This is a genomic window from Variovorax sp. LjRoot175, from assembly GCF_964253805.1.
Lineage (GTDB): Bacteria > Pseudomonadota > Gammaproteobacteria > Burkholderiales > Burkholderiaceae_C > Variovorax.
The window spans coordinates 138,800-165,305 of record NZ_CAXURY020000004.1 but is presented as its reverse complement, the minus strand read 5'-3'; the positions used below and the strand labels follow the sequence as shown (position 1 = coordinate 165,305).

The 26,506-nt window shown below is 64.2% G+C and carries 31 protein-coding genes; 20 read left to right on the top strand and 11 right to left on the bottom strand.

The annotated features are described in order from the left end of the window. The first annotated feature begins 290 nt into the window (after positions 1 to 290). On the top strand, positions 291 to 818 hold the full coding sequence (locus ACSQ89_RS41945) for a hypothetical protein (protein ID WP_436298040.1): 528 nt from the start codon (positions 291 to 293) through the stop codon (positions 816 to 818). Between the two features lie 86 nt (positions 819 to 904). Then, a complete protein-coding gene (locus tag ACSQ89_RS41940) occupies positions 905 to 1,429 on the top strand; it encodes a hypothetical protein (RefSeq protein WP_436298039.1) in 525 nt (174 codons plus the stop codon). Between the two features lie 91 nt (positions 1,430 to 1,520). Here ACSQ89_RS41940 and ACSQ89_RS41935 read toward each other — a convergent pair whose 3' ends face one another. From ACSQ89_RS41935 to ACSQ89_RS41910, 6 genes are all read right to left on the bottom strand, one after another. After that, positions 1,521 to 2,918, bottom strand: a complete 1,398-nt coding sequence (locus tag ACSQ89_RS41935; protein ID WP_436298038.1) for a hypothetical protein — start codon at positions 2,916 to 2,918, stop codon at positions 1,521 to 1,523. 278 nt (positions 2,919 to 3,196) lie between these two features. After that, the gene (locus ACSQ89_RS41930) at positions 3,197 to 3,493 is read right to left on the bottom strand and encodes a hypothetical protein (protein ID WP_436298037.1); all 297 of its coding nucleotides are present in this window, start codon (positions 3,491 to 3,493) and stop codon (positions 3,197 to 3,199) included. 112 nt (positions 3,494 to 3,605) lie between these two features. Continuing rightward, entirely contained in the window at positions 3,606 to 5,324 is a 1,719-nt protein-coding gene (locus tag ACSQ89_RS41925) for an esterase/lipase family protein (protein WP_436298036.1), read from the bottom strand. A 125-nt stretch (positions 5,325 to 5,449) separates the two neighbouring features. Beyond that, positions 5,450 to 5,911 carry an A1S_2505 family phage non-structural protein gene (locus ACSQ89_RS41920; RefSeq protein ID WP_436298034.1) on the bottom strand — a complete coding sequence of 154 codons (462 nt, stop codon included), beginning with the start codon at positions 5,909 to 5,911 and terminating at the stop codon, positions 5,450 to 5,452. Next, positions 5,908 to 6,465 (bottom strand): YcbK family protein, encoded by a 558-nt coding sequence (locus ACSQ89_RS41915; RefSeq protein WP_436298033.1) that lies wholly within the window; start codon positions 6,463 to 6,465, stop codon positions 5,908 to 5,910. The genes ACSQ89_RS41920 and ACSQ89_RS41915 overlap by 4 nt, the downstream gene beginning before the upstream one ends. A 163-nt stretch (positions 6,466 to 6,628) precedes the next feature. Beyond that, positions 6,629 to 7,003: a hypothetical protein gene (locus ACSQ89_RS41910; protein ID WP_436298032.1), complete on the bottom strand. Its 375-nt coding sequence runs from the start codon at positions 7,001 to 7,003 to the stop codon at positions 6,629 to 6,631. 226 nt (positions 7,004 to 7,229) lie between these two features. Here ACSQ89_RS41910 and ACSQ89_RS41905 point away from each other — a divergent pair, with 226 nt between their 5' ends. From ACSQ89_RS41905 to ACSQ89_RS41835, 15 genes are all read left to right on the top strand, one after another. Further along, positions 7,230 to 7,706, top strand: a complete 477-nt coding sequence (locus tag ACSQ89_RS41905) for a hypothetical protein (protein WP_436298031.1) — start codon at positions 7,230 to 7,232, stop codon at positions 7,704 to 7,706. A 14-nt stretch (positions 7,707 to 7,720) separates the two neighbouring features. After that, complete coding sequence (locus tag ACSQ89_RS41900) at positions 7,721 to 8,173, top strand: bactofilin family protein (protein WP_436298030.1); 453 nt, start codon at positions 7,721 to 7,723, stop codon at positions 8,171 to 8,173. Between the two features lie 7 nt (positions 8,174 to 8,180). Next, on the top strand, positions 8,181 to 9,119 hold the full coding sequence (locus ACSQ89_RS41895) for a hypothetical protein (protein ID WP_436298029.1): 939 nt from the start codon (positions 8,181 to 8,183) through the stop codon (positions 9,117 to 9,119). Positions 9,120 to 9,351: 232 nt separating this feature from the next. After that, positions 9,352 to 9,663: a hypothetical protein gene (locus ACSQ89_RS41890; RefSeq protein ID WP_436298028.1), complete on the top strand. Its 312-nt coding sequence runs from the start codon at positions 9,352 to 9,354 to the stop codon at positions 9,661 to 9,663. A 220-nt stretch (positions 9,664 to 9,883) separates the two neighbouring features. Further along, complete coding sequence (locus ACSQ89_RS41885; protein WP_436298027.1) at positions 9,884 to 11,068, top strand: hypothetical protein; 1,185 nt, start codon at positions 9,884 to 9,886, stop codon at positions 11,066 to 11,068. Between the two features lie 205 nt (positions 11,069 to 11,273). Continuing rightward, positions 11,274 to 12,797, top strand: coding sequence for a DNA topoisomerase (locus ACSQ89_RS41880; RefSeq protein WP_436298026.1), 1,524 nt, complete (start codon positions 11,274 to 11,276; stop codon positions 12,795 to 12,797). After that, positions 12,794 to 13,300: a DNA topoisomerase gene (locus ACSQ89_RS41875; protein WP_436298025.1), complete on the top strand. Its 507-nt coding sequence runs from the start codon at positions 12,794 to 12,796 to the stop codon at positions 13,298 to 13,300. The genes ACSQ89_RS41880 and ACSQ89_RS41875 overlap by 4 nt, the downstream gene beginning before the upstream one ends. A 62-nt stretch (positions 13,301 to 13,362) precedes the next feature. After that, positions 13,363 to 13,683, top strand: coding sequence for a hypothetical protein (locus tag ACSQ89_RS41870; protein ID WP_436298024.1), 321 nt, complete (start codon positions 13,363 to 13,365; stop codon positions 13,681 to 13,683). A 55-nt stretch (positions 13,684 to 13,738) separates the two neighbouring features. After that, positions 13,739 to 13,966, top strand: a complete 228-nt coding sequence (locus ACSQ89_RS41865; RefSeq protein WP_436298023.1) for a hypothetical protein — start codon at positions 13,739 to 13,741, stop codon at positions 13,964 to 13,966. 13 nt (positions 13,967 to 13,979) lie between these two features. Further along, positions 13,980 to 14,492 (top strand): hypothetical protein, encoded by a 513-nt coding sequence (locus tag ACSQ89_RS41860; RefSeq protein WP_436298022.1) that lies wholly within the window; start codon positions 13,980 to 13,982, stop codon positions 14,490 to 14,492. Between the two features lie 12 nt (positions 14,493 to 14,504). Further along, entirely contained in the window at positions 14,505 to 14,981 is a 477-nt protein-coding gene (locus ACSQ89_RS41855; RefSeq protein WP_436298021.1) for a hypothetical protein, read from the top strand. Continuing rightward, positions 14,978 to 16,273 carry a hypothetical protein gene (locus ACSQ89_RS41850; protein WP_436298020.1) on the top strand — a complete coding sequence of 432 codons (1,296 nt, stop codon included), beginning with the start codon at positions 14,978 to 14,980 and terminating at the stop codon, positions 16,271 to 16,273. Before ACSQ89_RS41855 ends, ACSQ89_RS41850 begins: the two co-directional genes overlap by 4 nt. Further along, positions 16,176 to 16,787, top strand: coding sequence for a hypothetical protein (locus ACSQ89_RS41845; RefSeq protein ID WP_436298019.1), 612 nt, complete (start codon positions 16,176 to 16,178; stop codon positions 16,785 to 16,787). Before ACSQ89_RS41850 ends, ACSQ89_RS41845 begins: the two co-directional genes overlap by 98 nt. A gap of 16 nt (positions 16,788 to 16,803) precedes the next feature. After that, the gene (locus ACSQ89_RS41840) at positions 16,804 to 18,093 is read left to right on the top strand and encodes a hypothetical protein (RefSeq protein WP_436298018.1); all 1,290 of its coding nucleotides are present in this window, start codon (positions 16,804 to 16,806) and stop codon (positions 18,091 to 18,093) included. Between the two features lie 20 nt (positions 18,094 to 18,113). Beyond that, positions 18,114 to 18,458 (top strand): hypothetical protein, encoded by a 345-nt coding sequence (locus ACSQ89_RS41835; RefSeq protein WP_436298017.1) that lies wholly within the window; start codon positions 18,114 to 18,116, stop codon positions 18,456 to 18,458. Between the two features lie 36 nt (positions 18,459 to 18,494). Here ACSQ89_RS41835 and ACSQ89_RS41830 read toward each other — a convergent pair whose 3' ends face one another. Beyond that, complete coding sequence (locus ACSQ89_RS41830; protein ID WP_436298016.1) at positions 18,495 to 19,100, bottom strand: hypothetical protein; 606 nt, start codon at positions 19,098 to 19,100, stop codon at positions 18,495 to 18,497. 242 nt (positions 19,101 to 19,342) lie between these two features. Between ACSQ89_RS41830 and ACSQ89_RS41825 the strand changes: the two genes are divergently transcribed. From ACSQ89_RS41825 to ACSQ89_RS41815, 3 genes are all read left to right on the top strand, one after another. Further along, the gene (locus ACSQ89_RS41825) at positions 19,343 to 20,479 is read left to right on the top strand and encodes a hypothetical protein (RefSeq protein WP_436298015.1); all 1,137 of its coding nucleotides are present in this window, start codon (positions 19,343 to 19,345) and stop codon (positions 20,477 to 20,479) included. A gap of 64 nt (positions 20,480 to 20,543) precedes the next feature. Beyond that, positions 20,544 to 21,941 (top strand): hypothetical protein, encoded by a 1,398-nt coding sequence (locus tag ACSQ89_RS41820; protein WP_436298014.1) that lies wholly within the window; start codon positions 20,544 to 20,546, stop codon positions 21,939 to 21,941. Positions 21,942 to 21,953: 12 nt separating this feature from the next. After that, a complete protein-coding gene (locus ACSQ89_RS41815; RefSeq protein ID WP_436298013.1) occupies positions 21,954 to 23,300 on the top strand; it encodes a hypothetical protein in 1,347 nt (448 codons plus the stop codon). Between the two features lie 24 nt (positions 23,301 to 23,324). On the opposite strand, the gene ACSQ89_RS41810 is transcribed toward ACSQ89_RS41815, so the two are convergent. The 4 genes from ACSQ89_RS41810 to ACSQ89_RS41795 form a co-directional block, all read right to left on the bottom strand. Beyond that, positions 23,325 to 23,576 (bottom strand): hypothetical protein, encoded by a 252-nt coding sequence (locus tag ACSQ89_RS41810; protein WP_436298012.1) that lies wholly within the window; start codon positions 23,574 to 23,576, stop codon positions 23,325 to 23,327. A gap of 320 nt (positions 23,577 to 23,896) precedes the next feature. Beyond that, on the bottom strand, positions 23,897 to 25,834 hold the full coding sequence (locus ACSQ89_RS41805) for a DNA primase (protein ID WP_436298011.1): 1,938 nt from the start codon (positions 25,832 to 25,834) through the stop codon (positions 23,897 to 23,899). Between the two features lie 9 nt (positions 25,835 to 25,843). After that, complete coding sequence (locus ACSQ89_RS41800; RefSeq protein WP_436298010.1) at positions 25,844 to 26,065, bottom strand: hypothetical protein; 222 nt, start codon at positions 26,063 to 26,065, stop codon at positions 25,844 to 25,846. A 1-nt stretch (position 26,066) separates the two neighbouring features. Further along, the gene (locus tag ACSQ89_RS41795; RefSeq protein WP_436298009.1) at positions 26,067 to 26,441 is read right to left on the bottom strand and encodes a hypothetical protein; all 375 of its coding nucleotides are present in this window, start codon (positions 26,439 to 26,441) and stop codon (positions 26,067 to 26,069) included. Between the last annotated feature and the right edge of the window lie 65 nt (positions 26,442 to 26,506).

Below are 26,506 nucleotides of genomic sequence, written 5' to 3'. Positions count from 1 at the left end.
CCACGCCGGCGCCCCCCGGGGGCGGGGTGCGGCCCCCGACGGGCGCCCCCCAGCCCGGGCCCGTTGCCCCGATACCGGCCCCAGCCCCAGCCCCGGCACAGACGCAGGCGCAGGATCCACGGGAAGTCGCGCGCCACAACGCAGCGATCGCGGCCGACCTCGCCAGCCTCGATCGAGCATCCCGTGTTCCGGACCGAGCCTTTCCCAGCCGCAACGATGCTCTGCGACACCGTGCCCTGGTGAGAGAGGTCGACCAAACCGCCAGGCTAGTCGTGCAGCAGGCCGATAGGATGCACCCGGCCGAACTGGCCCTGTCGCGCTACTACATCCGCAGCGCCAGTGCTGAAGCGAGGCGTCTCGCGGAGCAGGGCCGAATTGGCCCGAGGGAGATCGAACGTCTGAACAGCGTGGCACAGCCAGTGAAATCCATGAACGAACGCTTGGTCAGAGGGTACAGTCCCTTCGACTGGCGCACGGTAACAGTCACAGTGCACGACAAGAGCGGTCGCCACGTAAAACAATTGCGTGTCTACATGCTTCCGGCCGGGCTGATCGACAGACCCGATGACCGGGATTTGATCCGCCTACTTCTGGGAAGGCTCACGTTCGAGAAGCCGACATCGCCAACGACCGGGGTCGTTCCGCGCGGCGAGATGCGTCTGTGGGTGGGGCCGCAGTACCAAGACGACTCCATGACCGACCTGGTAATGGCGCGCAAGGTGAAGCGCCATACGCCAGTGCACGGCCATATGAGCACGGCCCCTGATCCGAACCTGCTCTTCATCGCGCCCGAAGGCGTGACTGAAGTCGGCCGATAGCAATGCTTCTCCGCATGGCCTCCGCAGCACCTTTCGCAAGCCTAGCTGGCATCATCGTTTCGGCCGCGAGCGCGGTCGGAGCCACGATGCTGCTGTTCAACGCCTTCCTCAAAGGACTGGCACCGCCCATTGGTAGCGCGGATCTCCCGATTGGCATGGTCTCGTTCGCCACCACGGTCGTCCTGCTGGCGCTGAGCCTGCTGATACGCAAGCGAATTACTGCGCTGCGCCAGCAGCGACTCGCCATCCTTAGCATTGTTATGCTGGGGCTCGCCTTCGCGGCCTTCTTCTTGTATCGAGACATGGTGGGCACCTACGTCTTCGAGTACCCGCCCGACGGGCCATTGGAAGAACGCCACAAGCATGTCCGCGGCGAGTTGCACGCCATGGGGTTGGAGCGAGTGCGCGGCAAGAGCATCGCCGAGGCTGTCCGGCACTATGGCGGCCCCGAGTTCGTGAGTGGCTACGAGATTCTGTGGACCGAGGCCTCGCAGGGCACGGTCGAGCGCCGCCTGGAGGCCGGCTACTTGGGGCTTTCCATGCTGCTCACGGTAGCCCTGTTTGTGGTGGCGATCACCGTTTGGAGAGCATTGCCCGCCGAGAGGAAGTAGGGGCGTTGTCCGGTGGGGATCACGCCTCTTGCAGGCGGTACTGCGTTGATCTTGCAGCTCGCGCACGGTCCGCCGCCGAAGCAGCCCGGCCTCACGGCCCGTCGCGCTGCCCTGCCATCTCCCGGGTGCGCTGCTCATGAAAGGCAGCGACTCGGCTCAGTACTGCCGCGGCACCGCTTTTCCATCCTGCGACCGACGCTTCGAAGGCCTCCTTTGCCCGCTCTGCAGACGGCCCCTCTGCTGGGACGAAGGTGGCGCGCTCAGGCATCGTGATACGGGCCTCCGGCCTCGGGCCGACCCCGAGGATGAAGTGGTCGACGGGCTGAGCACCAAGTGCTCGCGAAGCCCTCTGCAACGCGCCGTCGCTGCGACTGGACGGCGCTGTGCGAGCGGCCTTCGGTTGATCCTGTCCAGCAGCCGCCACCTTGATTGCATCGCGGAGCGACGGCTTGGTTGGGGCAGAAGCCTTGGCGCCTGCTACCGTGCTCAGCGACCGGCTCGGATAGGCACTTGGCGCAGGATTTGGCGCCGAAGGCGGCGGGCTCCCAACGGAGACCACTAGGGCGGTCGGTACCGATGGAGTCGCCACCGCCGGCGGCGGTGGCGTTGCGGCCTGGTCAGCCGGATGGAGCGTGCGCCCAGTCAACGCGAGGACGGCGCCGACGCGCTCGCCTTGCAGCGGATCGGCGCGCTTCACCGTGTCTGCGGCTACGGCGACCGGCACGCCCATCTTGTGGGCCTGCGCCAGGTGCTGCCGATACGTGCGATGCGCAACGTCGTAGAGAGCCGCGCCGTAGGCCATGCTCGCAGCGTGACTGCGAACGCCCTCGAAGGATTCGAGTTCGCGAGCGTCCATTTCGGCGCCGGTGAAGATCTTCGCGCGCAGACTGCTGCTCGCGTTGTAGGTGGCGGAGACCGCAAGCATGCCGAGCTGCGGATAGCGCTTCAGGTTTTCCTGAGCTTCGGCCAGGAACTCGGCGGCCTTTTTGGCGCCGCGCACCGGATCCAGGTCGGTGGCGCCCGCGTGCTGCTGGTCGATCTGGAAGAGGCCAAAGCTCGCCTTCGCCCCGCTCTTGACGACTTCGTCGATGCTCTTGCCCTTGTTGAGCAGCTCGACGCCCTTGCGATCGAACCCGACCTGCACCACCCCGCTGCTCTCGGTGAAGTACGCGCCAGCGATGAGGCGGGGCTCCACGCGGATGCGGCGTTCCTGGTACAGATCCGCAGACGCCTGGTCGGCCAGGCGTGCGACGTCCCACGGGTGGAGCGTCCAGTGTGTCTCCTTCTGCTTCGTGGCGTTGTTGAAGACGCGGGCCGCAATCGGCGCGAACTGCCCATAGCCGAGCACTTTGGTCTGTTCGGCCGAGGGGAGCTCGACCGTCATGTCCTTCGGCAACGGTATTGCGCGGCTGATCTCGGCCGCCGCCCGCGTGTCCGACGGAACCGGTCTGCTGAGGATCTGAACGCGGGCTTGGTCCATGTCGTCCATGGTGGGCGCGGGAGCTGGCGCAGAGGAGATTGCAACCGTCGGCGTTGCGACCGAAGCCGTCGCTGCCGGCGCGGCCTGTTTGGCCAGGTCGCCGCGCGCCTGCATGTCTCCGATCAGGTCGGCTATCTTCTGGGAACCTGGTCCCATCAGTGCTGCGGTCGCCGCAAGTCCTGTGGCGAACAGCGCCGCGGCCTTGAACAGCTTGGGGCTCTTGCCCCGGACCTCGACATCGACAGCTGGCGGAGTGCCGCGAACTTCTGCATCTTTCACGACCGGTCTCAGCCCTTCATGCGGTCGGTGGCCACGGGCGCGCCGGTGTTCTCGTCGAGCTCGGCAAAGACCAGCCCTTTGTCGGACAGCAGTTGCTCGATCACCTCAGGGCTGAGCGGCTCGACCTCGGACCCGAGTTTCTCGGCGATGCCGTCCTGACCCGTCACGGTCAAATGGGTGGCATGCACCTCCACCTTGCTGAACGGCAGCCGGCCGGCGCGGGGCAGGGCGCCGATAGCGAACTGGGCTTGGTCGCCTTCACCAAGGCGGACGATGGCGATTTCCGGGGAGTCAGGTTTGGTCATGGAGCCTCGCATGGTCAATGCACCCGCGCGCGCGAGCCGGTGCGATGGCGCAATGCTAGGTCCGAACCGTCGGATCCTGCTGGATGTTTTCTGGATCCGAGGCCAGGATCACTCAACTCCAGGCCTGCGCCACCATGCGCAGCTTCGCCGCGACTGCACCAGTCTTGGCTGTCGTGCCGTCCTTGTGCAGCGCGACTTCCACGGTGAGTGTCTTGCCATCAAAGTCCTCGGGCGCAAACTCTTCGGTCCATTTGCGTTCGCGCTCCGGAATGTCGGTGTCCTCGGAGATCTTGAGCCACTCGTAGTGCACCTTCCAGATACCCGGAAGCACTTTGAGGTCGGCTTTCTTACCGGGATCGTCTGTCTGGCTCTCTGCGGGCTCGAAGATGGTCACGATGAGGGAATCTCGGAACAGCGTCACGCCCTCATAGTGGCCGTCGGCCCAGAAGGCCTTGTTCACCTCGTAGTCTGGGGCGCGGATTCCCAGCGTGACCGAGTAAGAGATCCCTGCACGCTTTGCGTTTACCTTGGCAAGCTTCGACAGGAAAACCGTGGAGAGGTGGACCGATTCAACCTTCGACGCTCGATTCTTGATCTGCTGGTAGGTACGGCAGGCGGGAGAGTCCTCTTCCGATTTGCGTCGGCTGAGCGCCCAGGTCTTGCCGCGCGTGGCGACGACGAGCTCTGTCTGATAGACGGCGTCAATCTTGCGGCCCTTCTTCTCTTCGGCGAGTACGTCCGCCGGCAAGGTGACGTCCGCGATGTCAAGCCAAAGGTCGATTCGGAAATTCCCGAACAAGAAACGAGTGAGGTTCTGATACGCCTCTTCGGAGTTGACTATCCCAAAGGCGCCCGAATGAGCTCGGTAAGTGTATGCGCAGGCCACCGGCTTCTCGATGACCGCTCCGGCGTCGGTGCGCTCCCTGTACCAAAGGCTCGCGTTCTCGATCCGAACGAGCCCGTCGCTTCCACGTCCGACAAAGGTGCGCGAAAGGCCCGCCGCGGTCTCGTAGTCGAGGCGATTGGTCCCTATCATGCAGAACCAGTTTTCAGGCGTAGGTGAGATTGATTGAGGAAGGAAGTTCACCTCGTGATCCGCTTCGAGCGCCAGGTACTTCCGCATCACGTCCCGGTTGAAGTTGCTTGCATCGCCGAGGAATCCGGGGACGTTGATTCCTCCAACTTCGATCCCATTGTGCGGAGTCGCATAGGTAAACACCTTCGCAACGCACCCGCGAACGGAAGCTACGGGCTTGTCATCGATCATCGGCCTCTCGAGCGCGGCATTCTGAAGGAACGCGCGTACAACCAACCCTCCCATGGAATGCGCGACGAGATAGCACTTGAAGTCCTCGTCTGTGTAGCTCGGGTCTGCCTTCTTGGCCTGTACCTGCACGAGGTCACGCACCTGCGCGATGAGCTGCGCGAGCTCCGCCGCATAGTGCTCGATGGACTCAGGTTTGCCGTCCCCCTTCAGCCTTGATCCGGCGTCGTAGAAGCGATGAATCACGATCGACGCAAGTGGGATGCCTTCGGTCAACCTTAGCTCGCCATCGGGCCCCATCCGATAGGCCGGATCAAGGATCTCCAGGCCGTCCCTGTACAAGACCCGGTATCCGTAGTCGGATGCGAGCCGAACCAAAGGCGACTCGAAGAAGTACGACTTCGGCCGCTCCCGGTCGGCGGTAGCGCGATAGACGGTTGATCCGATGTTGAAACCGCAATAGGGGTCCGCAGTTGTTTGGTCCCGCTCATCTGCCGTGAAGGCGAAGCCCCGCACGTAGATGATGGGGTACAGCTTGGCCTGCGGCGCCTTCTTCTTGGTTGCCATCGTTCGACTCCTCGTCAAGGACACCCGCCCAGGACGAAATATGTCGGTGCCCGGCGCCCAGCGCCATTTGTCGAACGGTATATCTCGCTAGGTCGACAGCAGCCGTCGGTGCAACCTGCCGCCGCTTAGCTACGCTGTATCGCTCGAGGGAACTTGATCGCTGGTCTCGGCGACGACTCAACCCTCAGAACCTCGAGGAACCTGGAGGGTAGCGCGCAGTTGCTCGGCGCGCCGGCAAACATCGGCCCGATCTCCGCGGGCTTGTAGCCTGACAGGCCGCAGCCGATTGGCGTCACTTCGAACTGGAGGTCCGGCCGGCTGGCGGCGAAGGCCAGGAAGCGCTGGACGTGCTTCCGGATCTCGGGAAGGGACAGTGGCACCAGCGTTCGATCCGGCAGCTGGTCCTTCGTTGGGATCGCATACGAGTTGCCCTGGAGGCCCTCGCCTTGGCCATAGATCGCGCCGCGCCGCTGGCGCGCGAAGAGGGCGGCGCCCTTGCCGTGGCGCCCAGCGGTGTTCGAGCCGAAGACGAACACTGGACCGCTGCCGCCGCCGCCGCCGACCCGGCCGCCATCGAGGGACTTCAAGAGCGCCAGCTCCGCACGCGACCGGAATCCGTGTGGGTGAAGGACTTGCCTACGTAAACTCCGACACCGCCGGCGCCGAGCCATTGCGCGAAGCGGCCGAACTGCTCGATCGGCACACCGGGAATACGTGCATCGATCGCTCCACCGCGCATGTGCCAGCTGTCGCGTGCCGACCCCTCGACGATCGAATTCGTGATTGGATGCCTGAAGGCACTCGTCCAATCGATGGGCCTTGCCATGTTGAACCAACCCAGCCAGCTCGTGATGGCGTAGTGCACATCGAAGATGATCGGGTTCATCATCGTCCACTGCGACACCTGCTGAGGCGTGAAGCGCCCTGAGTCCAAAGCGCGGCGGATGTGCGGGCTGTTCTCGCGCATGAGCCGTTCCAGCGTCGTGTCCCGCGCGAACCAGCAGAGGAGCTCGTATTCGCTCTGGATCAGCTGGCCTTGTCTCCAATAGGTGCTCTTGATGACCTCGCCCGTGGAAGTGCGTCGGACCCAGATAGTGCGATCACGGGTCCAGAACTCGTCGCGCTGGGCGGCCGGGGGCAATGCTCCCGCGGAAGCGGCACTCGATTGGGCGAACGCGACGCCGGGCTCCTGCAGGAGCAGGATCGAGCCGAGGCCGAGACCGCCCAGCCCACGAAGCACCGCGCGTCGGCTGACAGAGTCCGCAAGAGCCGGCGCGGCCGGGGCCTCGAGGTGGACGTAAGGGTCAGGGGATCGCATTTGTCGCAGGTTCGCGTGGAGCGTGCGGCCTGCTCGGGTTCGCGCGGAGCGCACCGTCGACGACCTTCGCCAGCTTGGAGTCAACCGGGCAGGCGACCGTCTGTTCTCGTGAGAGCGTCATGACGGCGAGAACCTCGATGGCCAAGCACGCGTTGGGACCGAACCCTCCGCTTACCTTGGCGCCATTTCTGTCGTCCGGATCATCGCCCCAGTAGCGCACGGCGGCCGACACGTCGTCGAGAGTGAACGTGACCGCCGTGGGCGCGGCCAGATCGGGATGTGGCCGCTCGAGGAGGGCGGCGAGCTCGGTCTGGTCGTTTAAGAGTCGGCTCGCTCGCGCTCGTTTCTTCCTTGAACTCATGTGTGAAGTAACAACGCCTCGCGGGTTGCTGGATTGGAGTGGTGAGTGATATTATTACCCGCATAAGTAGTACAGCACAAACGCAAAAAACGGAGTAGGCGCGTCGCTCCGAGTTGTGCGCAGATCTTGGGGAAATGCATTGAAGACGGAATCTCCTGAGGGGCGGTCCTCCGCATCTGCCGTCGCGCGTAGCAACGGTGCGCGCTCTCCATCGCGCGGCCAGGCCGTGACCTCTGCGGACTGGACGCGCGCACTGCTCCGTTCGGATGTAATCGAACTGCCCGGCTTCGCGGGGCCTGTGATTACGGCAAAGGGCGTACCCTGGATAACCTTCGGGCCCGACTCCCCGGATGCCGCCGCCCTGAACGCGAACTCGGTGGCATCGCGCATTCGCATGCGAACGGTGGTGGTGCTCGCAGCCGCCAGCACGGTCGCCGCATTCGCACTCGGTTCGCTTTTTCAGATTTACCTCACCTCTTCAGCCACCGAGCAACGCAGGACATCCACGCTGCCTGCCTGGAAGGTGATCCGAGTCGACGCCGAGGGCGTGACCGTCGCACTGGAGGGCGCCGCCGCGCGCCCGTTACGCGTCCAGCTCGGCAGGCCCTTGCCCAACGGTGAGCCGCTCCTTCAAACAGATCCCGTGCGCCGGATCTACCGGACACCGACGGCAAGCGTGCTCGTGCGCGAAGACGCCAACTGACCCACTCCACCGCCATGAACAGTTCTTCCCTTAGCGCACATGCTTCTGCTCACCCCGATGCGGAAGCGGCGGTCTCCACCCTACGCGTCTCCATCGAGGAGCACGGAATTGGGATGGTGATTCCCCCGAAGGCCGTGTTTCAGGGCACGCTCGAGCTCAACTGCGGAGTGGTCATCTACGGGACCTTCCGCGGCACGCTCGACTGCAAGAAGGGGACAGCCATCATCGCGCCAGGCGCAGAGTTCTCAGGGCGTTTGACGGCTGAGCGAATCAAGGTGGCGGGGAAGGTGGGCGATCCCGCCAAGGCGGCCAAGGACAGTGCGTTGCTCATTGCGAGCGAAGATTTGCAGATCGGCGAGGGCGCGGACATCCACGCGGTGGTACGTGCGCCGCTCTTCAACATTCCGCTCGGGGCCAAGATGAATTCGAGCGTCATCAAGTCGATGTTGGGCACGGGAGCAGGCTGAAATGGCGATGAGCGTCATCAACCGAGTGCGGTTCACTGCCTGGGCCTGGCTCGCCTCCGCATTCCTTCTGGGGACGGCGACGGGCGTGTTTGCTGCCGGAGTCCCGCTCTGGAGCCAACTTCAGGCCGCCAGGAACGATGCGGCGCGATTGGAGCAGGTCGAGAACTTGATAAGGCACGTGGAGCCCGGCGCGGACGCCGAGACACTGGTATCCCTGGAGGAGCAGCCGCGCGCAAGCGCCCTACTACCGACCTCCGCGCTACCCGCCCCTGCGCCCCAGCAAAGGATGCCGGACCCAGCTCCAGTTTTCGCGCAGCAGGTGACCTCGGCACAGGTGGCGGCGAAGGTCACTGCGCCGGCGCCCGAAGCAGCGCTCGCCGCGCCGCAGACTGCGCCCATTGCGACGCCAGCGGTGCCAGCGGCGGCAGCGCAGCCACCAGGTGCTCCTCCCCGTGGTCCAAGTGACGCAGAGCGGAAGACCGCAGACGCTCGGAAGGCAGCACAGGCTGCAGAAGACGCTGAGCGCAGGGCCAAAGCCGAGCGCCAGGCCAAGCTCGATCGCGAGCAGAAGCTTGCCAAGGCGGCCCAGGAGGCGCAGCTGAAGAAGGATCGCGAACGTGAGCAGGCTGAGGCGCGCGCTGCCGCTGCGCGTGCAAAGCCCGTGATCGAAGCTCCGGTGCGCCGAGAGCCTCTGGTGCAGCTTGCCGCTCCGGTGCCTGCCGCAGGGACGAACGCTCCTACTGAGCGCGTCACCAAGGACGAGGCCGGCCTGGCGGAAGTGCAGGCAGGAAGCGTGACGTTCAAGAGCGGCCGCCGTGTCGCGGTAGGCGACAGCTTTCCGAGCGGTGAAAAGCTCATCAGCGTCGATCCTGGCATTGGCGAGATCATCACGAGCAAGCGGCGCATTGTCATCAAGGCCACCCCGCAAGTCGCCCCGCCACAGTAACGAGCGCCCCTTTTGGACGAGACGCCCATGAACACCCCACGCACCATTCGCACTATCGCTCTTGTGGCTCTTCCTGCCTCTGTCGGCGCCCACGCTGGCACGGTGATGGTCAACGGGGCCGCGATCACGGCGACGCCTCCTGAGGGTTTCTGCGAGCTGAACGACTCGAACCCGAGGGATGCGGCCAGAAAGTATTCACCTCACGCCAGGCATTTGTCGCAGCGGCGAACACTTGGGCGACGATGCGAAGTTGCGTGCTGCGACAGACGCCTCGACCTCGCTTAACCAGAACCTGGGGGTGCTCGGCACTGACGATGCCGCCATCTATATCGGCCTGCTCGCGAATACCCCGGCGGAAGACGGCTCTAAACGTGCTCTAAACGGCTCTAAACGTGTCTTGCTGGGTGTGACTGGAATAACGGTCATCAAACAACTGCCCGTTTCCATGAACTTGTACGAGGTCAAGCATCCGAGCAGCACGGTGAGCCGCATGTTGGCCAACCAGCAGAAGAACCTGGCCGCGCTGGTTGCGGCCAACCCTTGAAGAGACCTCGCGCTCTCGCATACACCGGCAAGCACCTGCATCCAATAGTTGCGCGGCTCTTTGGGTTCTGGGGACCACAGCAGCAATCCAGGTGTAGCTGGCCCTCGGCGGCAGTTCCCAAGGTAGGTGCTCCGAGGCGCGTTAGAACTACGCTATTCGGCCTAGTGTCCTGAGCGATCCTTCCGACGAGAATCGGGCGGTCTAGTTTGGAGGACCGCACATGCTGGACCCCAAGAAAGCCCTTGCATTCGCCAAACATCTGGCTAAACGATTTCCGGAGCGAAGGCGCCTAGTTTTGGCCACAGGGGCGCGACTAGCGGGATGGCTCGCTTCCTTCGCTGTCCTCTCGGCCGCGGTTTCTTTCGCCGTGAATGGCAACGAGTTCTTCACAAAGAAGGTCCCGCAGGCAGTCGCTTACCTGTCAAAGACATTCCTTCTTGGGGGGACGCTGCGGCCACTTCTGATTAGGCGGATCGTTGAGCAGGACCTCGCATACTCAGGAATGTGCAGCGTTCGGAGCAGCACTCACGACCTCGATGGCGATGGTGACGCTTCGGATCTCATCTTGGAGCTGCTACCAAAGGAGCCGAATGACACATGTTCCGAAGAGCAATCGTCGGATACGGTCTATGTGATCTTGAAACTCGGCGATTGGAAAGGCGTTTGGCCAACATACACCATGTTAAGAACGCTAGCGCGCGAGAGTACAGAAGGGTGGGATCAAGGAACGGGCTATCCAATGACATTCGAGAGCCGTGGCTCCTTCTTACTGGGCCGAATCTATGGCACCGATTTCCCCGGCTATTCTGTGTTCGGATATGCAAACGGCGTGCTTCACTCCTTTGGCGACTTCCGGCCGATCGGTAGCAGCCGCGAGAATGAAACGGCAGATTCAGAGCCGGTGATGCAGATCGGGAATCGAATGTTTCTGCATGCTGAGGAAGGGGTTATCAGTTTCAAGATCACCTCCGACGGTCAGTTTGTCAGTGAACCATTGACCTCCCTGGACATCGTCAAGCGGAATAACAAGGCTCTTGTGGTCGAACTCTTCGAGGAGATGCCGGCCACGGCGGCCGCCACGAAGTTGGACGTGGTACGGGACTCGCAATCCTACATCTCCATGAACACGGACGGGCGATGCGGCCGCTATCTGTTTGCGAATGGTGGGCCAATCAAACTCGAGCAGTCGAGTGGCTCGCCCGAGAAATGCACTGGCTCGATTCAGGTCACGCGAAGCACGGTCATCGTTGCCCGCACGCCTTGCGACTTCGAGGGATTTCGTCGCGCCGAACAGTTCCCTTGGGGCTACGTCTATGACCCAGCAAAGACAACGCATGTGATGCGGTGCCCCTATGACGCGGAGCACAACAGCTTCGAGTTCGAGATCAATGTGAGCCTCATGTAGCTCATTGCGCACGGGTGGGGGTCCAAGGGTGGGTCGCCAGCACACCGGGCGCCTTCAGCGCCTCCGTTCATGGCTGAGGGGCGCCGTCCCCGCTAGGCTGTCGACGTGAAACCAACACTGATCACGATCAAACCATCCATGAATATTCGTCCGTGCGGTACTATTAGGACAAACGTAACAAGTCGAATAGACGCAGCAGCGAACAATGGGTCTGGAACAGGTCGTATGGATAGCAGAGAAGCCCTCGGCAGCCTGGGATCTGGTCGCGGGCATGAAGCTCGCCTACGGCGTCAAATGCACGAACGAGAGTGCAGCTGGGCGCGACGGCTATTTCGTGATGGACAACGGGCACATCGTGTTGCCGCTTGCGGGGCACTTGCTGTCGACGGCTCGCGTCTCTGAGTACCTGTCGCCCGAGATGGCGAAACTCGAGGAAGAGCGCGTTTTCGGGCGGTACAAGGACTTTCTGCCGGTCCTGCCGCCGAAGCTCATCACCCATCCGCGCACCGATGAGAGGAAGGGCGGGAAGGGGAAGAGCGCCGGCGCCGGCAAGCCTTTCGGCCCGTATCTGGTTGCGAAGAAGTTCCTGCGCCGCGGCGTGAAGGTCATGAACGCGGGGGACACCGACCGCGAAGGCCAGCTGATCGTGGACGAGCTGCTCGAGCATTTCGGGATCGACCCGGCCGGCCCAAACGTCCTTCGGGTGGAACTGGTCTCCAACCGTGCAGAGGACATCGCTGAGACGCTCAAGAAGCCTTTCGACCGCAACGGAGCGCCGAAGTGGGCTTTGCGCGGCGAGGCGGCGCGCGTTCGCCAGTACCTGGACTGGGTGTGGGGCTTGAACCCCTCGATGGCCTATCAGGCGATCCTGCAGAAGTCGAACGTTGGCGTGGGCCGCGTGCAGACGCCGGTCCTCGCCATGGTTGAAAACCGCCGCCTGGCGATCGCCAACTTCAAGCCCACCGACTACTTCATCCCCGTGATCACCCTGCGCGACGGCACCGTCATGCGCTGGCACAGGCGCGAGGAAGCCGCCGGGACGCCGGGCTTCGACCACGAAGGCCGGATCATCGACGAACAGGTGGCCAAGCAGATCGTCCGCGCAATTACCGGCGGGCTTAAAGGCACTTGCGTCCAGGCCACCGCCAAGGAGCACAGCGAGAAGCCGCCCCTGCCGTTCTCCCTCGGGGCGCTGCAGGCCGAGGCCGCTCGCCAGCACGGCATGACTTTGGACGAAGTGACAGAGGCGGCGCAGAACCTCTACAAGAGCAAGGCAATCTCGTATGTCGGAACCGACTGCCGGTTCCTGCCCGAGTCGATGCATGCGGACGCTCGCAAGGTGATGGGGCAGCTCGCCAAGCTGTTTCCTGGCCAGGCGCAGGGAGCGCACATGGAAATCAAGGGCGCGGCGTTCAACGACGCGAAGCTCGACGAGCATTTCGCGATCGTCCCGATGGGCCTGCCGAGCAACAGCGTCGGTATGAATGAGAAGGCCGTTTTCCGCACGATCGCGAAGCGGTTCATGGCGCAGTTCTACCCGGACTATGTCTACAAGCAGCACTCGCTCGTCGGTCGGTTCGGCCAGGACGAGTTCCGCGCCAGCCAGAAGCAGGAGATCCGCAAGGGCTGGAAGGAAGTCGAGGCGGACGGCGAAACAAGCGGCGAGTCCGAAGAGGGGTCGGCTGGCAATGGCGAAGTTCGCGGTGAAGTGCAAAGGATGCGCGGATGAGCGATCCCACCGACAAGTTCGCCGGCTACCAGACCGGTGCAGTGATGTACGCGGTGAGCGCCAAGGTCGAAGCGAAGCGCACGACCCCGCCCAGCCCGTATACGGAAGACGAGCTGATGGACGACATGATGGCGGCCCATAAGTTCGGACGCAACGACCGGGAGCGCGAGATGCTCAAGCGCGTCCAAGGCATCGGGACCTCGCGCACGCGCGACAAGATCGTCGCAAATCACCTTGAGCGGGACCTGCTTCGCCGCGTCAAGAAGGGCAAGAAGCACCAGCTGCACATCACCGAATTCGGCTCGTACCTTCTGAGCCAGTTGCCGGAGTCACTCAAGAGCGTCTCGATGACGGCTCTCTGGGAGCTCGCGCTCGCGGACATTGCCGAGGGCCGAGCGAATCCAGAACTTCTAAAACAAAAGATCTCCGAAATGGTGAAAAGGTTGCTCTCCGAAGCGTTTTCCTCGCGTGGCGTTTTGCCGACAGTTCCCTCAGGGAAATGACCACGACGAAAATTCATTTGTCCGTGAAAGAATCACGACACAATGTAAATGGAGAACAACTTATGAACCTGAATCTCTCACATCAAGCAAGGGCACATCAAATGACAGCACTTTTGGGAGGCGTGGCGATGACGATGAACGGCATCGCGCCGTCGCCGGAGCGGGCCACCCAGCTCAACACCCTCCTCGATCGCATTTCGGATGGCGTTGGCGTCACCGTCGAGCGCGTGAAGAGCGTCCTGTCCGCGTACGCGGCGGGCGGCGCACCAGCGCGCACCGATCTCCTCGCCGCCGGCGCTGAATGGCGTGCCAATGTGCCCGCGTTGCGGCAAGTGCCCGAGGCGCCGCACGACACCGACAGCGGCAACGCTCCGCGAGGCTGAGGCGATGAATGCGGCCGTTGTGAGCCAAGGGTCGGCGAGTCGTCTCGCTCGCGTGATGGCACGCATCGAGTCGTTGCCGGACGACCTGCGGACGATGTTTCACCTGAGCATCGTCCGGGGCGCGCCGAAGGCGGCCGTTTGCCGCGAAAGTCAGATCGATGGCGCGGTGTTCGATCAGACCTACTCGCGCCTGATGCGCGAACTGAAGCGCGATCCCCATGCTCGCCTCGTCCTGCCGCAGGTTCCACGCCTGCGCTTCCCATTTCCCCCTACGAAGCCATAGGCCGGAGCTCTCCATGACCAAGCCGTCTGAAGGTTGGGACAAACCAGTCGTGCTCGACGATGTCGAGCTTTACCACTTTGCGACTGAAGGTGAGCGCAAGCTCGCTGCCAGTCTGATCCGCTCGAGCATCGAGGACATGGTCCTGCTGAAGAAGGTGGGCACTGCCGAGCGCAATCTGAGCAGGAACGTCACCGTCGAGGAGCTTCGGGTGAGCCGCGAGTGGGTTGCGAGCAACGGAGGCGTGCTGTCCTTCGAGGAATGCTGCAACATCTGCGCCCCCGACATGGACTGGCGTTCCGTCCAGCAGGCGATCCTCGTGGATCCCGAAGGCGCGCTCGAGCGCATCCGCAATCAGAACTCCGTCATCGTCGACAACGACGTGGCGCTGCCGCAGACCGAGGCGGAGATTGCCCGCGGCGATGAGCCGATCACCACCGGTCGGCTGGCCATGAGCCTCCTGCACATGATCCAGGGCGACCTCGACTTCGAGCCCGAGGAAGAGTCGGTCCGCCCGATGGCCTTCTGATACCGCCGTTCCATGATCTCCGTCGAGCGACTCCTCACAAATCTGGCCGTCCAGAACGGCGTTTCGTTCACTGCGGCCGGAATTCCGTATGGGGTGACCGAAGTGTTCGGATCCCTGGACTTCTCGTTCATGCCGGCGGTCGTCGCGGAAGCGATTCGCATCGCGCGCGCACTGAGCGTAGGCATCGAGAGCGACTTCGACATGGAGCTGGTCGGCGCGCAGTTGTTTCCGGCCGAGGAGGGATTCGAGTTCAACGTGACGGTGCGCCCGCTCGGCGACGCCGTCGGGGTTCTGCGGGGCCTCCTTTTTCAGCAAGCGGCCGATCGGGTCTTCGGCTGGAACGAGGAGAAGCTCGTCGATCTGATGGCCGTTTTCAAGCGCTTCAAGGAAGACGGGTACGAGCAAGAGCGCCAGTCCCTTGAGTCCTACACCGCGGCGCTCGCCGCGCGCGTCGAGGCACATCAACCCCAGACCGCAATGGCCGAATGACCACTTCCACAGGAAACGGCGCCGACGGCGCTTCCACGACTGCGAACGCGCCTCTCGGCTTCGGCGCCAACAGGTTCCTCAAGCACCAGCTCAAGACGGGCCGACTGCACACGAAGGGTTCGGGCACGGCATCGAGCGAGCCGGAGGCGCAAGTCGATGGCACCCGCGTTCCGTCGAGCGCGGCGCAGCTTCCCGCCGGCGACACCGAACAGGCGGCTACCCCCGCCCCAGCCGCTGCCCCTGCTCCTGTCTCGGTACCACGGCCGGTTGGCTTCGCTCGTCCGGCACAATCGCAAGCTGGAGGCGCGTCGGACTCGAAGCCGGCGTTTGTCCCAGCGGCGGCTCCTGCTCCCATTGCTGCACCCGCCGCGGCAGCTGCACCAGCACGCGCGGCTGGCTTTAGCCGAGCTCCTGCACAACCGCCCGCTCCGGCACCCACGCCAGCGTCTCCGGCCAGCAAATCGCCGCCGGCGGGCGGCTTCTCCGGCGCGGTCGCGTCGCAGCGTGTTGCCGATGCCACCAAGGTTCACATCTCAACGGTCAAACTCCTGACGCGCTTGCTTGGCGCTGTCGCTGCGCGGCCCGGGATCATGGCCGAGGAGCACGTGCGCAGCGAAACGCTGCGCGACCTGCACCGCCAGGCGCTCGAACTGGGCACCGCGCTCGCACAGCGCTGTGTGCTGAACGGACCGATTCCCGACTGGCTTCGCGCGCAGGCGACCGACGCCGCAGCAAACACGCTCTGCATGGCCTGGGAAGGCGGGATGAGTGCAGACAAGATCAAGGGCTTCAACGAGTCGCTGGCGCTGCAACTCGGCTCGATCGCCCAGGAAGCCGAAGCGATCTCGGGTCGGGTTGGTTTTGACGGGTACGCGGTTGCGGATACGGTCGAGACCGCCCAGGCGCGTCTGTACGTTTCCATCACCGCCGCCATCGGCCGCCTGAGCGTCCTCGGTGTGCCCCCGGTTCGCGCCGCCCAATGTGTCGCGGAGGTCGTCGACCACCTGCAAGGGGCCGAAAACCACGCCGGCCTGAAGCTCGATCTGCGCACCGCCTGGTTGCAAGGCAGCCTGGGCCGGTGCACCGACCTGATCGTCGCAGTCCTCCAATCGCAGGCTCTCGCACCCAGCGGCGAGGACCGCCTTACCTTCGCGCAGCGCCAGGCGCTGAGCCTTTTCCAAGAAGTCGAAAACTATGCGCAGCAATTCGTCAATCGCAAGCCCTCGGAACGGATCGAAGGCGTTTCCGAAAGCCAGGAACCTGATCCTGGTTCTATGCCTCGCGCTCGGTAACCTCAGCATCGCCCAGGCCGCGCCCGACTACTGCGGGCAGGCGACCTCCGCAAGTCAGGCCGCACTCGACCGCGCGATCCAGCGCCAGAACCGGGCCAACACCAATCTTTCGAACGCGATCAACCAGGCGGCAAACTGCCAGGGAACGCTCACCAGCACCATCGCCCGGATCATTCCCTCGATGGCGAACAGCAGTTCGAGCTCCATCCTGGATCAAGTGGTCAACCAAATGGCCAACCAGCTCTCGAGCGCCGCTTGCTCAGCGCTGAATCAGGCTACCAACCAGGTCACCAACCAGGTCAACTCCGGGATCTATCAGGGCATCACCGGCGCGAATGGCGGAGTGAACAACGCGCTCGGTGGCGGTGCCCTCGGCAACATCGGTTCGAGTGTTGTCAGCGGTGCGACCACCACGGTGGCGAACAACATCACTTCTGGCGTGAACCAGGGCGCAAGCACGGGTACCAGTTCAATGTGGGACCGGGTCTCCTGCTCGATCAGCGGCAAGTGCTGAATTTCGGAATCGCAACATGAAGATGCTCAATCAACTCTGCCTGCGTTTGGCCTTCGTGCTGGCGCTGTTTTCCTTTGCAGGCGCCGCCCACGCACAGATCCCGGTCACAGACTTCGCTCTTGCGATGCAGGTTCAGCAGGCAACGCAGACGATCACCCAGACGATTAGGGATTCGACCTCGGACCAGACGGAGACGTTGACGAGGAACCTGGATGACCTGAAGAAGGGTCTGGCCAACGCGATCTCGGGAGCAGCAGAGACTACCTCGAAGGCCTCAAGCGGCGCCGCGAAGACCATCGGGGAATCGGCTCAGCGCACCGCGTCGGAACAGGCCGCGATCCGCAACGAAGAGCGCTTCAGCGGCATCGACCCTTGCAATGTGCTCGTGAGCACTATTGGCACGTCGTCGGCCAGTCGTGGCGGGGTAACCGCAACGGGAGGAGGCGGCGGCGGAGCGCCAAAGCCCGCGCCCGGCGGCTCGGGAGGCATGGAGGCGGTGTTGAACGTCGCGGAGAAGCGGGCGCCAGCTGGGCTGCCCGAAGTCGAGGCAGCAAAATCGGCGAAAGCAGCGTGCTCTACCTTCGCGAGCGGGAACCTTCGTGGACAGGCTTGCGCCGATTCCGGCTTCTCGGCCTCAAACAGCTCGGGCTACCCGAACGCCGACATTCGGGCGTCGACCCTGTTCGACGGTCCACAGACGAACCCCGACGGCAACGTCGTAAAGCGCCGCCTGACGGTCGACCTGGCGGGAAGCGACGGCACCGCGGTGCGCGCTCTGATGCGCAATCTCGATCAGCCAGTGCAGCTGCAGGACCTATCCAAGGCCCAACGGAATTCCGACGCCGGCCGCCAGTTCATGGCGTTGGAGGATGTCTTCGCAGCGCGGATGAGCGTCGCCAAGTACCCGCAGGAAGCGCAAGCGAACCTGATCGCCGCCAAGGCCGAGCTGATTCCGATGCTGCAGCAGATGCTCAAGTCGGAAGATGCTCCGTTCGTCCAGAGCTATCTTCAGACCAATGCGCCGGATTGGTCTAGCAAGGGCATTTCGATGGCCGAGCTGATCGCCCTCGAAACGCAGCGCCGCTATATGAACCCTGACTGGCAGCTCCGTCTGCTCGCTATGTCCGACACGGACCTGGCGCGCGAGAACGTGCGGATGCAGGCCATGAACGCGTGGCTCCAGAGCATCGCACTGGACCGCCAGATCGTCGCCTCTGTCATCGACTCGAACACGGCCCAGGCCGCCATCCGCTCTGAAATGATGCCGCAGCTCGTCGCCGCCAACAAGCGCGCTGTCAACCGCTGATCCCAGGAAGCACAGAAGAAATGAACAGCCCGCAAGCCTCGTGGTTTCCCGATCCGTCGCACAAGCCGCGCGCGAAGGACAACCTTGTCATTACGGACTTCGCAACGATGGAGCGCGGCGACGCCGCCTGCTTGATCATCAAGTCCGAGCCGGGAATGCAGCCTCCGGTCGGCGCTCGCTGGCTGGCTTCGGCCCTCGAGCTGACCTTCCAGCATCCGCCGGCGCGAACCATGCTATTCGTTGCACCGAAGTTCCGCACCAAGTGGGTCAACTCGGTGGTCGTGGCACTGTTTGACGGGCCCGGCGACATCGTAAAAGGCAGGATCACCATCAACGACATGGTGCCCGTGCCGATCACGCGCTGATCGGTTTGACCGGCGCTAGCTCGCATTTTGGCGAGTTCAGTCGGGTGCGAACGTGATCTTGATTCGACCGCTGGTCTCGGAGTCCTTCAAGCGCTCAGCCAACCGCGCCTTCACTTCCGGGTCGTCCGACTCGAGTTCCTCGAGGACCCCCTTCAGCTTTGCGGCGCGAGCGGCTCTCTCCTGCGGTGTCAGCGCGCGCGCTCGCGCGGTGCGGTCTTCAATCGCGCGCCTCGTCGCCCCCTGGGCTTCGCGACGCGCGGTGTCGGGATCTTCGACCGCGAGGCTGATATCGCCAGATGGGGGAACTTTGTTTTCCAATCCAAGCAGCTTGGACGTCGCGAGCCGCAGCTGGTCAATCGACGTCTGCGAGGTCAATTCGCCGCGTTGCTGCGCCTCCTCCGCTCGGTGCAAGTACCTCCTTGCTCGAACGACGTGGTCGGAATCGTTCGCATCCATCTCGCGAACTTGTTCCTCGAGGTAGAGCACCGCGATGTCAGGGGCGCTGAAGAGGTCGGCGTAGCTGTCAACAAAACGAGCAACACCTGTGGGTGAGGCATCAAGGCTGTACTGCCTCACCAGGATGCGGAGGACCTCATTGCCCTTCATTCCCTTGCGAACACCAAGAACGAGTGATCTCAACATGGCGACTGCCTCACTAGTGATTGATTCTGTAGCTCGATCGTATACGGCGGCGGCGAGCGACCACTCTCGGTGGCGCAACACTATATGTGTCGGAGGCCCCACTTCCTATACGTTCGCGCGAAAACATTTGCGCAGAAATAAAGATCTGCCTCGATCATTGAAGCATGCGTGTGTTGTCGTCAAAGAGTCTGAGCGCCAGGGAGCGGAGTGCCCTCCAGGGCATGCTCGATGCACCTGAGTGCGTGGAGATCCACGGCTCCGATCGTGCCTGGCGGGCGGGCGTTCTCGCGGCCGTGATGGCTACCGTGTGCATGAGCTTCGGCTCTGCGCGTGCCGACACGGCGCCTTCATACCTCTCGCACATCGACGCGCCGCCCGCATCCTTCTTCACGAAGAAGGCAGTGGTGCCAAACACCGAGGCAGGTGTCACCGCGCTCATGCGCCGCGCCGCCGCGCAAGAGGTAGCGTCCACCGCGGTGAGCGTGAAGCCCACGGTGTATCCGCTGCCGTTTCGCGCCGGAATGAACGAGGACGAGATCCATGAGAAGGTCGTCCAGTTCGTATTCGGCAAGTCTGTCTTGGAGCCGGCGCTGGGCGGGTCCATCCGCCTGCAGAACAACCTCGAGGCCGACCTGCCGAAGACGCAGTCGCCCATGTCATGGAGCTATGTCGCAAAGGAAAGCGGGCGAACAGGCTGCGCCTTCCTAATCAGTGACCAGCACGCCCCGTCGATCGGATCGCTCGCTCGCGCAACGGGCATGAGCACCGAGGCCGCTCTCGATTTCACTGTGATCCACGAGAGCGCCCACTGTGCGCAGCAGGCCGAAGTTCTGGCCGCCGCTTACGACGTGATGAAGCACGGACGCGTTCAACCCCAGCGGATCGCCTCCGGCATGCTCGGCGCCCAGCTGGAGGCGACGATCGCGAGCGGGAAGGAAGCGGAGTTGTTCGTCAACAACCTGCTCGCCGGTCGGTCGAACATGCTGAGCGCGGAGCGGTTCGCGGATGGATTCGCCCTACTGGCGCTGATGGCGCAGAAGCGGATCACCGGACAACAGATCGAGGGGCTGATCGCGTGGCGTCTCGGTGACGCGCCGACCCACAACACGGCCAGCTTTCTCGTCCACATCCGTGACCAGGTGCGCGGGGATCCTGCAGCGTTTGCTGCAATGCAATCCGCCGGCGAGTCGGGCTTCGATGCGCAGGCTATCGCAGCCTTCCTTCGCCCGCGCTGGAACGACTTCGAGCGGGGCGAACTGGAGGCGCATCGCGAGAGCAGTGCGGGCCTCAAGGACGTCCTGGTCGCGGGCATGAAGGCACGCGCGCCGGATTCGAACTCTCTGCCCGCGGCGGCCCAAACAACCTCCGATTTCAACTAGAAGGCCCTCAAGAATGGCAAACCAGAATCGTTTCTCCGCAGAGGAGCGCGCGAACCTCGCCGCAATGCTCGACGCCCCCGAGGTGATCGAAGTGCACGGCAACGACACGGCGTGGAAGCACAGCCTGGTCGGAGTCCTGATGGCCACCGCCGCGATGTCCTTCGCGCCGGCGGCCCACGCCGACTCGCCCAACCTCTTCGAGCGCACGCTGAGCAGCGTCGCCAGCAACGCGATGGCGAGTGCGGTCCGCCAGACCGTACAGGGCGGCTTCGATGCGGTCGGAAAGACCGTGAAGCAGGCTGTCAATGGCGATTCGTCCAACCACCAGGATCCACGCAACGTCGCCGCCCGCCCCGGGACGGTCGCGCCGAGCAGCACCAGGCCGTCACTCGCCTCCGCGCTGGGCTTCGGGCGCTCGGATGTGCCGCAAACGACAAACGACCTGGCCGCAGTGATGGAGCGCAACGACGTCGCATCGGTCGCATCGACGTCTGCACTGCGCCCGGTCTTGTTCCCGGTCGTTGTGGTTCAAGGCCAGAGCGAGTTCAGCCAGTTCAACGATGCGGCGGGCCGTGCTGTCGCGGCCGTGCCGGCGGGCCCGGGCGGCCAGGCTTTCGTGCGTGACGGGCTCATGCAGTCCCAGCAGGGTGGTCAAGGCCCCACGGCCGTGATTTACATGGGCGCCGCGCCGAACACGGCCGGATGCATGATCGTGATGCACGCTGGCAAGGCCGACTACGCGCAGCGGATGACGCAGATGACCGGTCTGTCGATGAAAGAGGCGATGGACTTCGCCGTCCTTCACGAAGCCGCGCATTGTGCCCAGCAAGGGGAGACCCTGGCCGCGCAGCTCGAAGCTGGCACCGGCCGCGGCGAGCAGGCGCGTCAGCGGATCGCCTATTCCGGCCTGGTCGACGTTCGCACCGAGCGCGCCATTCAAGGCGGCGCCTTGCGCGCGCTGGCCGAGCCGGGCATCGCTGACAAGACGTCGCGTTCGGCCGAGCGCTATGCCGATGCGTTTGCCGCGCTCGCAATGAACGCCCAGCAGCCGCTGAGCGGCCAACAGTGGAACGGTATCGGCTCCTGGCGCATGTCCGCCGGCGGTGGCCACGACACGTCCAACTTCGTTCGCTGGGTGCAGGACCAGGTCCAGCGTGATCCGATCGCTCGGGAAGCCATGAAATCGGACAGCGGTGCGGGCTTCAACGCCCAAGCCGTCTCGGCGTTCCTGAAGCCGATCTGGAAGGCCTTCGAGGCGCGCGAGATGGAGCTGGACCAGAACCGTCAGCGGGCCAATCAGGGTTATCGGCCGGCGGAGCGCATCAGCCAGACGTCGAGCTTCGGAGCCCGACAGTCCGACGCGGGTGGCCAGGCCTACCGCGGCGTGCAACGCGACGACCCGCGCGGCTATACCGACGAGGACATGCAGACGCTTCTGGGCGGAGCGCCTCGGCCGCGATAGGACTCGCCACGTATGAACCCCAAGGAACGTGGCGAACTCGAGGCGCTTCTCGCTGCCCCGGAACGCGTCGAGGTCCATGGCTCCGATCGCGTGTGGCGGGCGCACCTGGTGGGCGCCGTGATGGCGGCGGCCGCGCTGAGCTTTGGCGATGCGCACGCCGGACCCGAGCCCGCCGACCTACCAGTGGCTGCTGCGGCGGTTGAGTCAGAAGCCCCATTCGAAGCGTCAGTTGCGGCGGCTATGCGGCGCGCGGGTGCGCAACAGATCGCCACGGCCACTAGAAGCACGAAGGTCTCGGCGTTTCCATTCGCCTACAGCGCGACGCTGTCCGGTCCCGAGCTGGGCCGGCAGGTAGAGCGCTTCGTGAGCAGGTCGCCAGGCTTGCTGCCGCCGGTGAACGGCGGAACCGATCGAACCGGGGCTTACATCGCAGCGATCGCCCCGCAAATCGCCGCTCCACATGCATGGGCCTACGCCAGCAAGTCGCCGGATCGCACAGGCTGCGTGATCCTGGTGTCGGACCACGATGTCCCAGAGTTCCGATCCCTGATGAAGACCGCAGGCATCGATGCCGAAACTGCGGCCGCCTTCGTGCTGGCGCACGAGGCAGCCCATTGCGCGCAATACAGCGAGGGGATCGCCGCCTTGCGGGATGTGGCACTCACCGGCAAGGTCCGGCCAGAACGGGTGCAGTCCAACCTGCTGGACGTTCGCTTCGAGCGGCTCTTGATGATTCGCGCGCCGAGCGAGAAGTTGATGGAGATGAGCGTCGAGCGCAAGCGGTCGTCGGAGCGCTACGCCGATGGGTTCTCGGTGCTGTCGATGCTGGCCAGGGGCGCCTTGACGATGAAGCAGCTCGAAGGGATTGCGAGCTGGCGCGCGGAAACGATCTCGAAGGATGGCCACGGGACATCGGAGTTCCTGCTGCATCTTCGCGACGCGGTTGTCGCTGACCCGAAAGTTCTTGCCACCATGCGGTCGCCCGCTGAGCCAGGTTTCGACGCGCAGGCGGTGGCGGCGTTCCTCAAGCCGCAGTGGAAAGCGTTCGAAATGCGCGAACTTGAAGCTGAGGTTTGGCAGTTGGACCGGAAATCACGCCCGGTGCCTGATCGCTCCAGTAAAGTAGCCCCCATGACGACCTCCGCCCAACGCTTCACCGACCAGGAACGTACCGCGCTCGAGCTGATGCTCCAGGCGCCCGAGGCTGTGAAGATTCACGGCACGGATCTGACTTGGCAGAAGGCCTTGGGCCAGGTGACGTCGCCGGCGCAGCCGAAGCCGTCGTTAAGGGATGCGATCCGGTTCGCCAGCGCGCCGCCGGCGGACGAGCCCCCGGCTGACGCGCCGCGCGGCGGATAGTAAGGCTTCGCGGCCTCGTCAATCTCAGGTGTCCCCCGAGGTCCTCAGCTCGATCGTCGCGACGATCTGGCCGATCCGCACCGGCAAAGGCATCAGGATTTCGTACAGCGGGGGTCGTGGTACGCCTCCCGATCCTTGAAAGACATCGCGCGAAGGCACTCCCGACCAGTACTGGTGGTAGCGCCACTGCATGCTGTTGTCGTCGAGGCCGTGGATGTCGAGCCACATCATGTCCAGCGCGTGAAACGCGGTTGTAAACACTTCGTAGACGGGCACTGCGGCGGTTAGACCTCCCGGGCCCGTACGACGACGTGCGTAGCGCTCCGCGTCTCCGGTGGTAGCGGCCCCGAATAGGCAGCTCATTCGACACGGTAGATGTCCGAAGGCTGCCTGGCGGGTCCACTCAAGATCACGCTCGCGTCGGTGAGGAAGCGAGAGGAGCTCGCGCGGCTTGGTTTCGATATCTGGTGTGTATTGCGCACCAAACCGGGAAAGCCCACGCCCGTTCGGTGTCACCACCTGGCCGGGGGTCAACTGGCCAGCGCAATCAGCGTGAAAGAATCTGTGCTCGATCCCAGGCGGAACTTGTTGCATGGTCAACCGAGTTCCCTCAGCTCGCGAATGTAATCGGCCGTCGAGATCTCCCCGCTCGCGCGCTGCGCCTGGAGCTCGGCGCGCACCTGCTCCCTGCGATGTCCTTCGAAGAGATCCGCATGGGAGAGGAGGGCGTCGCGGGCGAAGAGCCATTCAGGTGAGCCCTCGGCGGCCCGCTGAGCCGGCATGGCCTGGTCCAGGGCGTCCAGGTCCTTCTGCAGGCGCAGCTCGGCGGGGTCGTCTTGGTCGAGTAGCTCGATGATGGACTCACGGACCTGCAGCGCGATCTCGGGCGCCAGACGCACGGCATCGCGGAGCTTGGCCACGATGGAGCTCTCGGCGGCAGTGATCACCGGCGCGCGGGCAGGTGCGGTGAAGGCCGGCCGCCGAAAACCGTTGGCTGCTCCGCCTGGGGCACCTTGCTGGCCTGGCTGGGCCGTGCCGCCGCCCAGCGCCTGCTGGAACATCTTCCAGTACTCCTTTGCCAGCGTCTGGTCGGCGCTCATGAGCTTGAGGATCTGCTGGAAGCGCTGCTGAAAGCGGGCGCGCTGCTCGGGCGTCTTGGCTCCACCACATTCCTCCAACAGCTGGTCGCGCAGGAAGAACGAGAGCGACATGGCGGAGGACTCGACCAGGGCGTCGAAAGCCTCGCGGCCCTGGATCCGGACGAACTCGTCCGGATCCAGGCCGTCGGGAAGCGTCAGGATGCGAATGTCGTGGTTGGCCCGAACCAGCGGCAGGACCGTCTCGGCTGCCTTGCGTGCCGCTTTCTGGCCGGCGGCGTCCCCGTCGAACACGAAGATCACGCATTCCGTGAAGCGCAGGAGCGTCTGCAACTGGCTCTCGGTCATTGCCGTGCCCATCGAGGCCACGGCGTTCTCGACGCCGTACTGGGCGAGCATGACCACGTCCATGTAGCCCTCGACCACGTGCGCGCGCTTCGTGCGCCGGATCGCCTCACGTGCCTCGAACAGACCGTACAGGACGTGGCTCTTGTGGAAGATCGGCGTCTCGGCGCTGTTCAGGTACTTGGCGGCACTGCTCTCCTCGGAAAGCCTGCGCCCGCCGAAGGCAACGATCTTGCCCGCGGTATCCCGGACCGGAAAGATCAGCCGGGCGCGGAACGTGTCGTAGTAGGTGGTGGGTGCCGTGGGCGTGGGCTTGACGGATGGTGCGGCCGCCGCCGCGCCGCGCGGGAAGCCGAAGGAGAGAGGTTTGCTGGCCGGCGCCGCCGGAGGCTCAGATTCGCGAGTTTCCCTGGGCCGGATCAGATCGACTGCTGCGAGCGTCGCCGCTGCGTCCTGGCTGCCTGCGGTGAAGGTTTCGCTTGGCCAGGCCACGTCCTTGAGGGTGTCCCAGCCTTCGGGAGCGAGGCCGATGCGGAACCGCTCGATGGTGGTCTGGTGAATGCCGCGCTTCACGTGCACGTAGCGTGCGCTGTCCGCCTGGAAGCCGCCGGCGTCTGGCCGAGCTCGGATCAGCTCGAGCCCGCCGGCGAGCTCGCGAGAATAGCGGTCCGCTGCGATGTCCATGGCGAGGTGCATGGCCTTGCGGACGTCCGGAGCTGGGCGGCGGGCCACCGGTGCACTCGGGTCCGGGGCGGGGATCACAACGCCCGCCGACTGCGCCATGTCCTCGATGGTTTCGCGGAAGGACATGCCCTCCATCTCCATGAGGAACTGGACGGCGTCGCCGTGCGCGCCACAGCCGAAGCAGTGGTAGCTCTGGCGAGTAGGCGTGACGGTGAACGAAGGCGACCGCTCGGTATGGAAGGGGCACAGACCCTTGAAGAGCGCACCACCCGCGCGCTTCAGCTCAACGTGGCGGCCGACGACTTCGATGATGTCGACGCGCTGTTTTATCTGATCGATGACCGAGCCTGGAATGTCCCCGCCGCCTCTACCGGACTGAGGGCGCTCGGGCGCCTCGTTGCTCAGCATCCCTCCACCTCAGCAAGCCACCTGCGCGTAGACCGCCTGGTGATGAACGATGTCCGAAGGCGCCAGCACACGACCGGCAAAGAGCTTGCCGTCGAACGACCATCGCGCGCCGTCACCGCCCTCAATGAAGTCGTGGATGGGGCGATCGCACAGCGTGCCGATGCGCGGGCCGGCGCGGCGCGTCCGAAGCGTCGCGAAGACAGCGGCAGCGGAGTGCAGCCGGTCGTTCATGTCAGCCAAGACGTTCTCCCGCAGCCTGGTCGTCGGCCGGGGCTTCGTCGGCCAGGCCGAGGTCGGGCGCGTGAATCGTGATCCCCGCGGCGCGCGCCGCGGCGATCATCGGCTCGATGCCGGCGAGAGCGATTTCATGCAGCGCCTGACCCTTCTCGAATGCAGTCTCGCCGGGGGGCCGGATCGATGCCTCGACGGGATCGAACTCGCCCTCGTACGCAAAGTCGAGCTCCGCCACCCCTTGCGTGACAGCAGCTTGAAGGTCGGAGAGTAGCGAATGCTGGCGCCTGAGAACGGCCGCGCCGTCCGAATCGCCATCGGGGGCCACGGATGTGGCGACGATCGCTTCCATGCGCGTAGCGATCAGCTGGCTCAAAGATGTGTGAGGTTCAAGAGTCGATTGCATGGTGCGGTTTTCTATTCCTGCGCCAGTCTACTGAC

Excerpts from the sequence above, each read along its gene's own strand:
- ACSQ89_RS41945 (WP_436298040.1), top strand. The coding sequence starts at position 291 with ATGCACCCGGCCGAACTGGCCCTGTCGCGCTACTACATCCGCAGCGCC.
- ACSQ89_RS41940 (WP_436298039.1), top strand. The coding sequence starts at position 905 with ATGCTGCTGTTCAACGCCTTCCTCAAAGGACTGGCACCGCCCATTGGT.
- ACSQ89_RS41935 (WP_436298038.1), bottom strand. The coding sequence starts at position 2,918 with ATGGACGACATGGACCAAGCCCGCGTTCAGATCCTCAGCAGACCGGTT.
- ACSQ89_RS41930 (WP_436298037.1), bottom strand. The coding sequence starts at position 3,493 with ATGACCAAACCTGACTCCCCGGAAATCGCCATCGTCCGCCTTGGTGAA.
- ACSQ89_RS41925 (WP_436298036.1), bottom strand. The coding sequence starts at position 5,324 with ATGGCAACCAAGAAGAAGGCGCCGCAGGCCAAGCTGTACCCCATCATC.
- ACSQ89_RS41910 (WP_436298032.1), bottom strand. The coding sequence starts at position 7,003 with ATGAGTTCAAGGAAGAAACGAGCGCGAGCGAGCCGACTCTTAAACGAC.
- ACSQ89_RS41900 (WP_436298030.1), top strand. The coding sequence starts at position 7,721 with ATGAACAGTTCTTCCCTTAGCGCACATGCTTCTGCTCACCCCGATGCG.
- ACSQ89_RS41895 (WP_436298029.1), top strand. The coding sequence starts at position 8,181 with ATGAGCGTCATCAACCGAGTGCGGTTCACTGCCTGGGCCTGGCTCGCC.
- ACSQ89_RS41885 (WP_436298027.1), top strand. The coding sequence starts at position 9,884 with ATGCTGGACCCCAAGAAAGCCCTTGCATTCGCCAAACATCTGGCTAAA.
- ACSQ89_RS41880 (WP_436298026.1), top strand. The coding sequence starts at position 11,274 with ATGGGTCTGGAACAGGTCGTATGGATAGCAGAGAAGCCCTCGGCAGCC.
- ACSQ89_RS41875 (WP_436298025.1), top strand. The coding sequence starts at position 12,794 with ATGAGCGATCCCACCGACAAGTTCGCCGGCTACCAGACCGGTGCAGTG.
- ACSQ89_RS41870 (WP_436298024.1), top strand. The coding sequence starts at position 13,363 with ATGAACCTGAATCTCTCACATCAAGCAAGGGCACATCAAATGACAGCA.
- ACSQ89_RS41865 (WP_436298023.1), top strand. The coding sequence starts at position 13,739 with ATGGCACGCATCGAGTCGTTGCCGGACGACCTGCGGACGATGTTTCAC.
- ACSQ89_RS41860 (WP_436298022.1), top strand. The coding sequence starts at position 13,980 with ATGACCAAGCCGTCTGAAGGTTGGGACAAACCAGTCGTGCTCGACGAT.
- ACSQ89_RS41855 (WP_436298021.1), top strand. The coding sequence starts at position 14,505 with ATGATCTCCGTCGAGCGACTCCTCACAAATCTGGCCGTCCAGAACGGC.
- ACSQ89_RS41850 (WP_436298020.1), top strand. The coding sequence starts at position 14,978 with ATGACCACTTCCACAGGAAACGGCGCCGACGGCGCTTCCACGACTGCG.
- ACSQ89_RS41845 (WP_436298019.1), top strand. The coding sequence starts at position 16,176 with ATGCGCAGCAATTCGTCAATCGCAAGCCCTCGGAACGGATCGAAGGCG.
- ACSQ89_RS41840 (WP_436298018.1), top strand. The coding sequence starts at position 16,804 with ATGAAGATGCTCAATCAACTCTGCCTGCGTTTGGCCTTCGTGCTGGCG.
- ACSQ89_RS41835 (WP_436298017.1), top strand. The coding sequence starts at position 18,114 with ATGAACAGCCCGCAAGCCTCGTGGTTTCCCGATCCGTCGCACAAGCCG.
- ACSQ89_RS41830 (WP_436298016.1), bottom strand. The coding sequence starts at position 19,100 with ATGTTGAGATCACTCGTTCTTGGTGTTCGCAAGGGAATGAAGGGCAAT.
- ACSQ89_RS41820 (WP_436298014.1), top strand. The coding sequence starts at position 20,544 with ATGCTCGACGCCCCCGAGGTGATCGAAGTGCACGGCAACGACACGGCG.
- ACSQ89_RS41815 (WP_436298013.1), top strand. The coding sequence starts at position 21,954 with ATGAACCCCAAGGAACGTGGCGAACTCGAGGCGCTTCTCGCTGCCCCG.
- ACSQ89_RS41805 (WP_436298011.1), bottom strand. The coding sequence starts at position 25,834 with ATGCTGAGCAACGAGGCGCCCGAGCGCCCTCAGTCCGGTAGAGGCGGC.
- ACSQ89_RS41800 (WP_436298010.1), bottom strand. The coding sequence starts at position 26,065 with ATGAACGACCGGCTGCACTCCGCTGCCGCTGTCTTCGCGACGCTTCGG.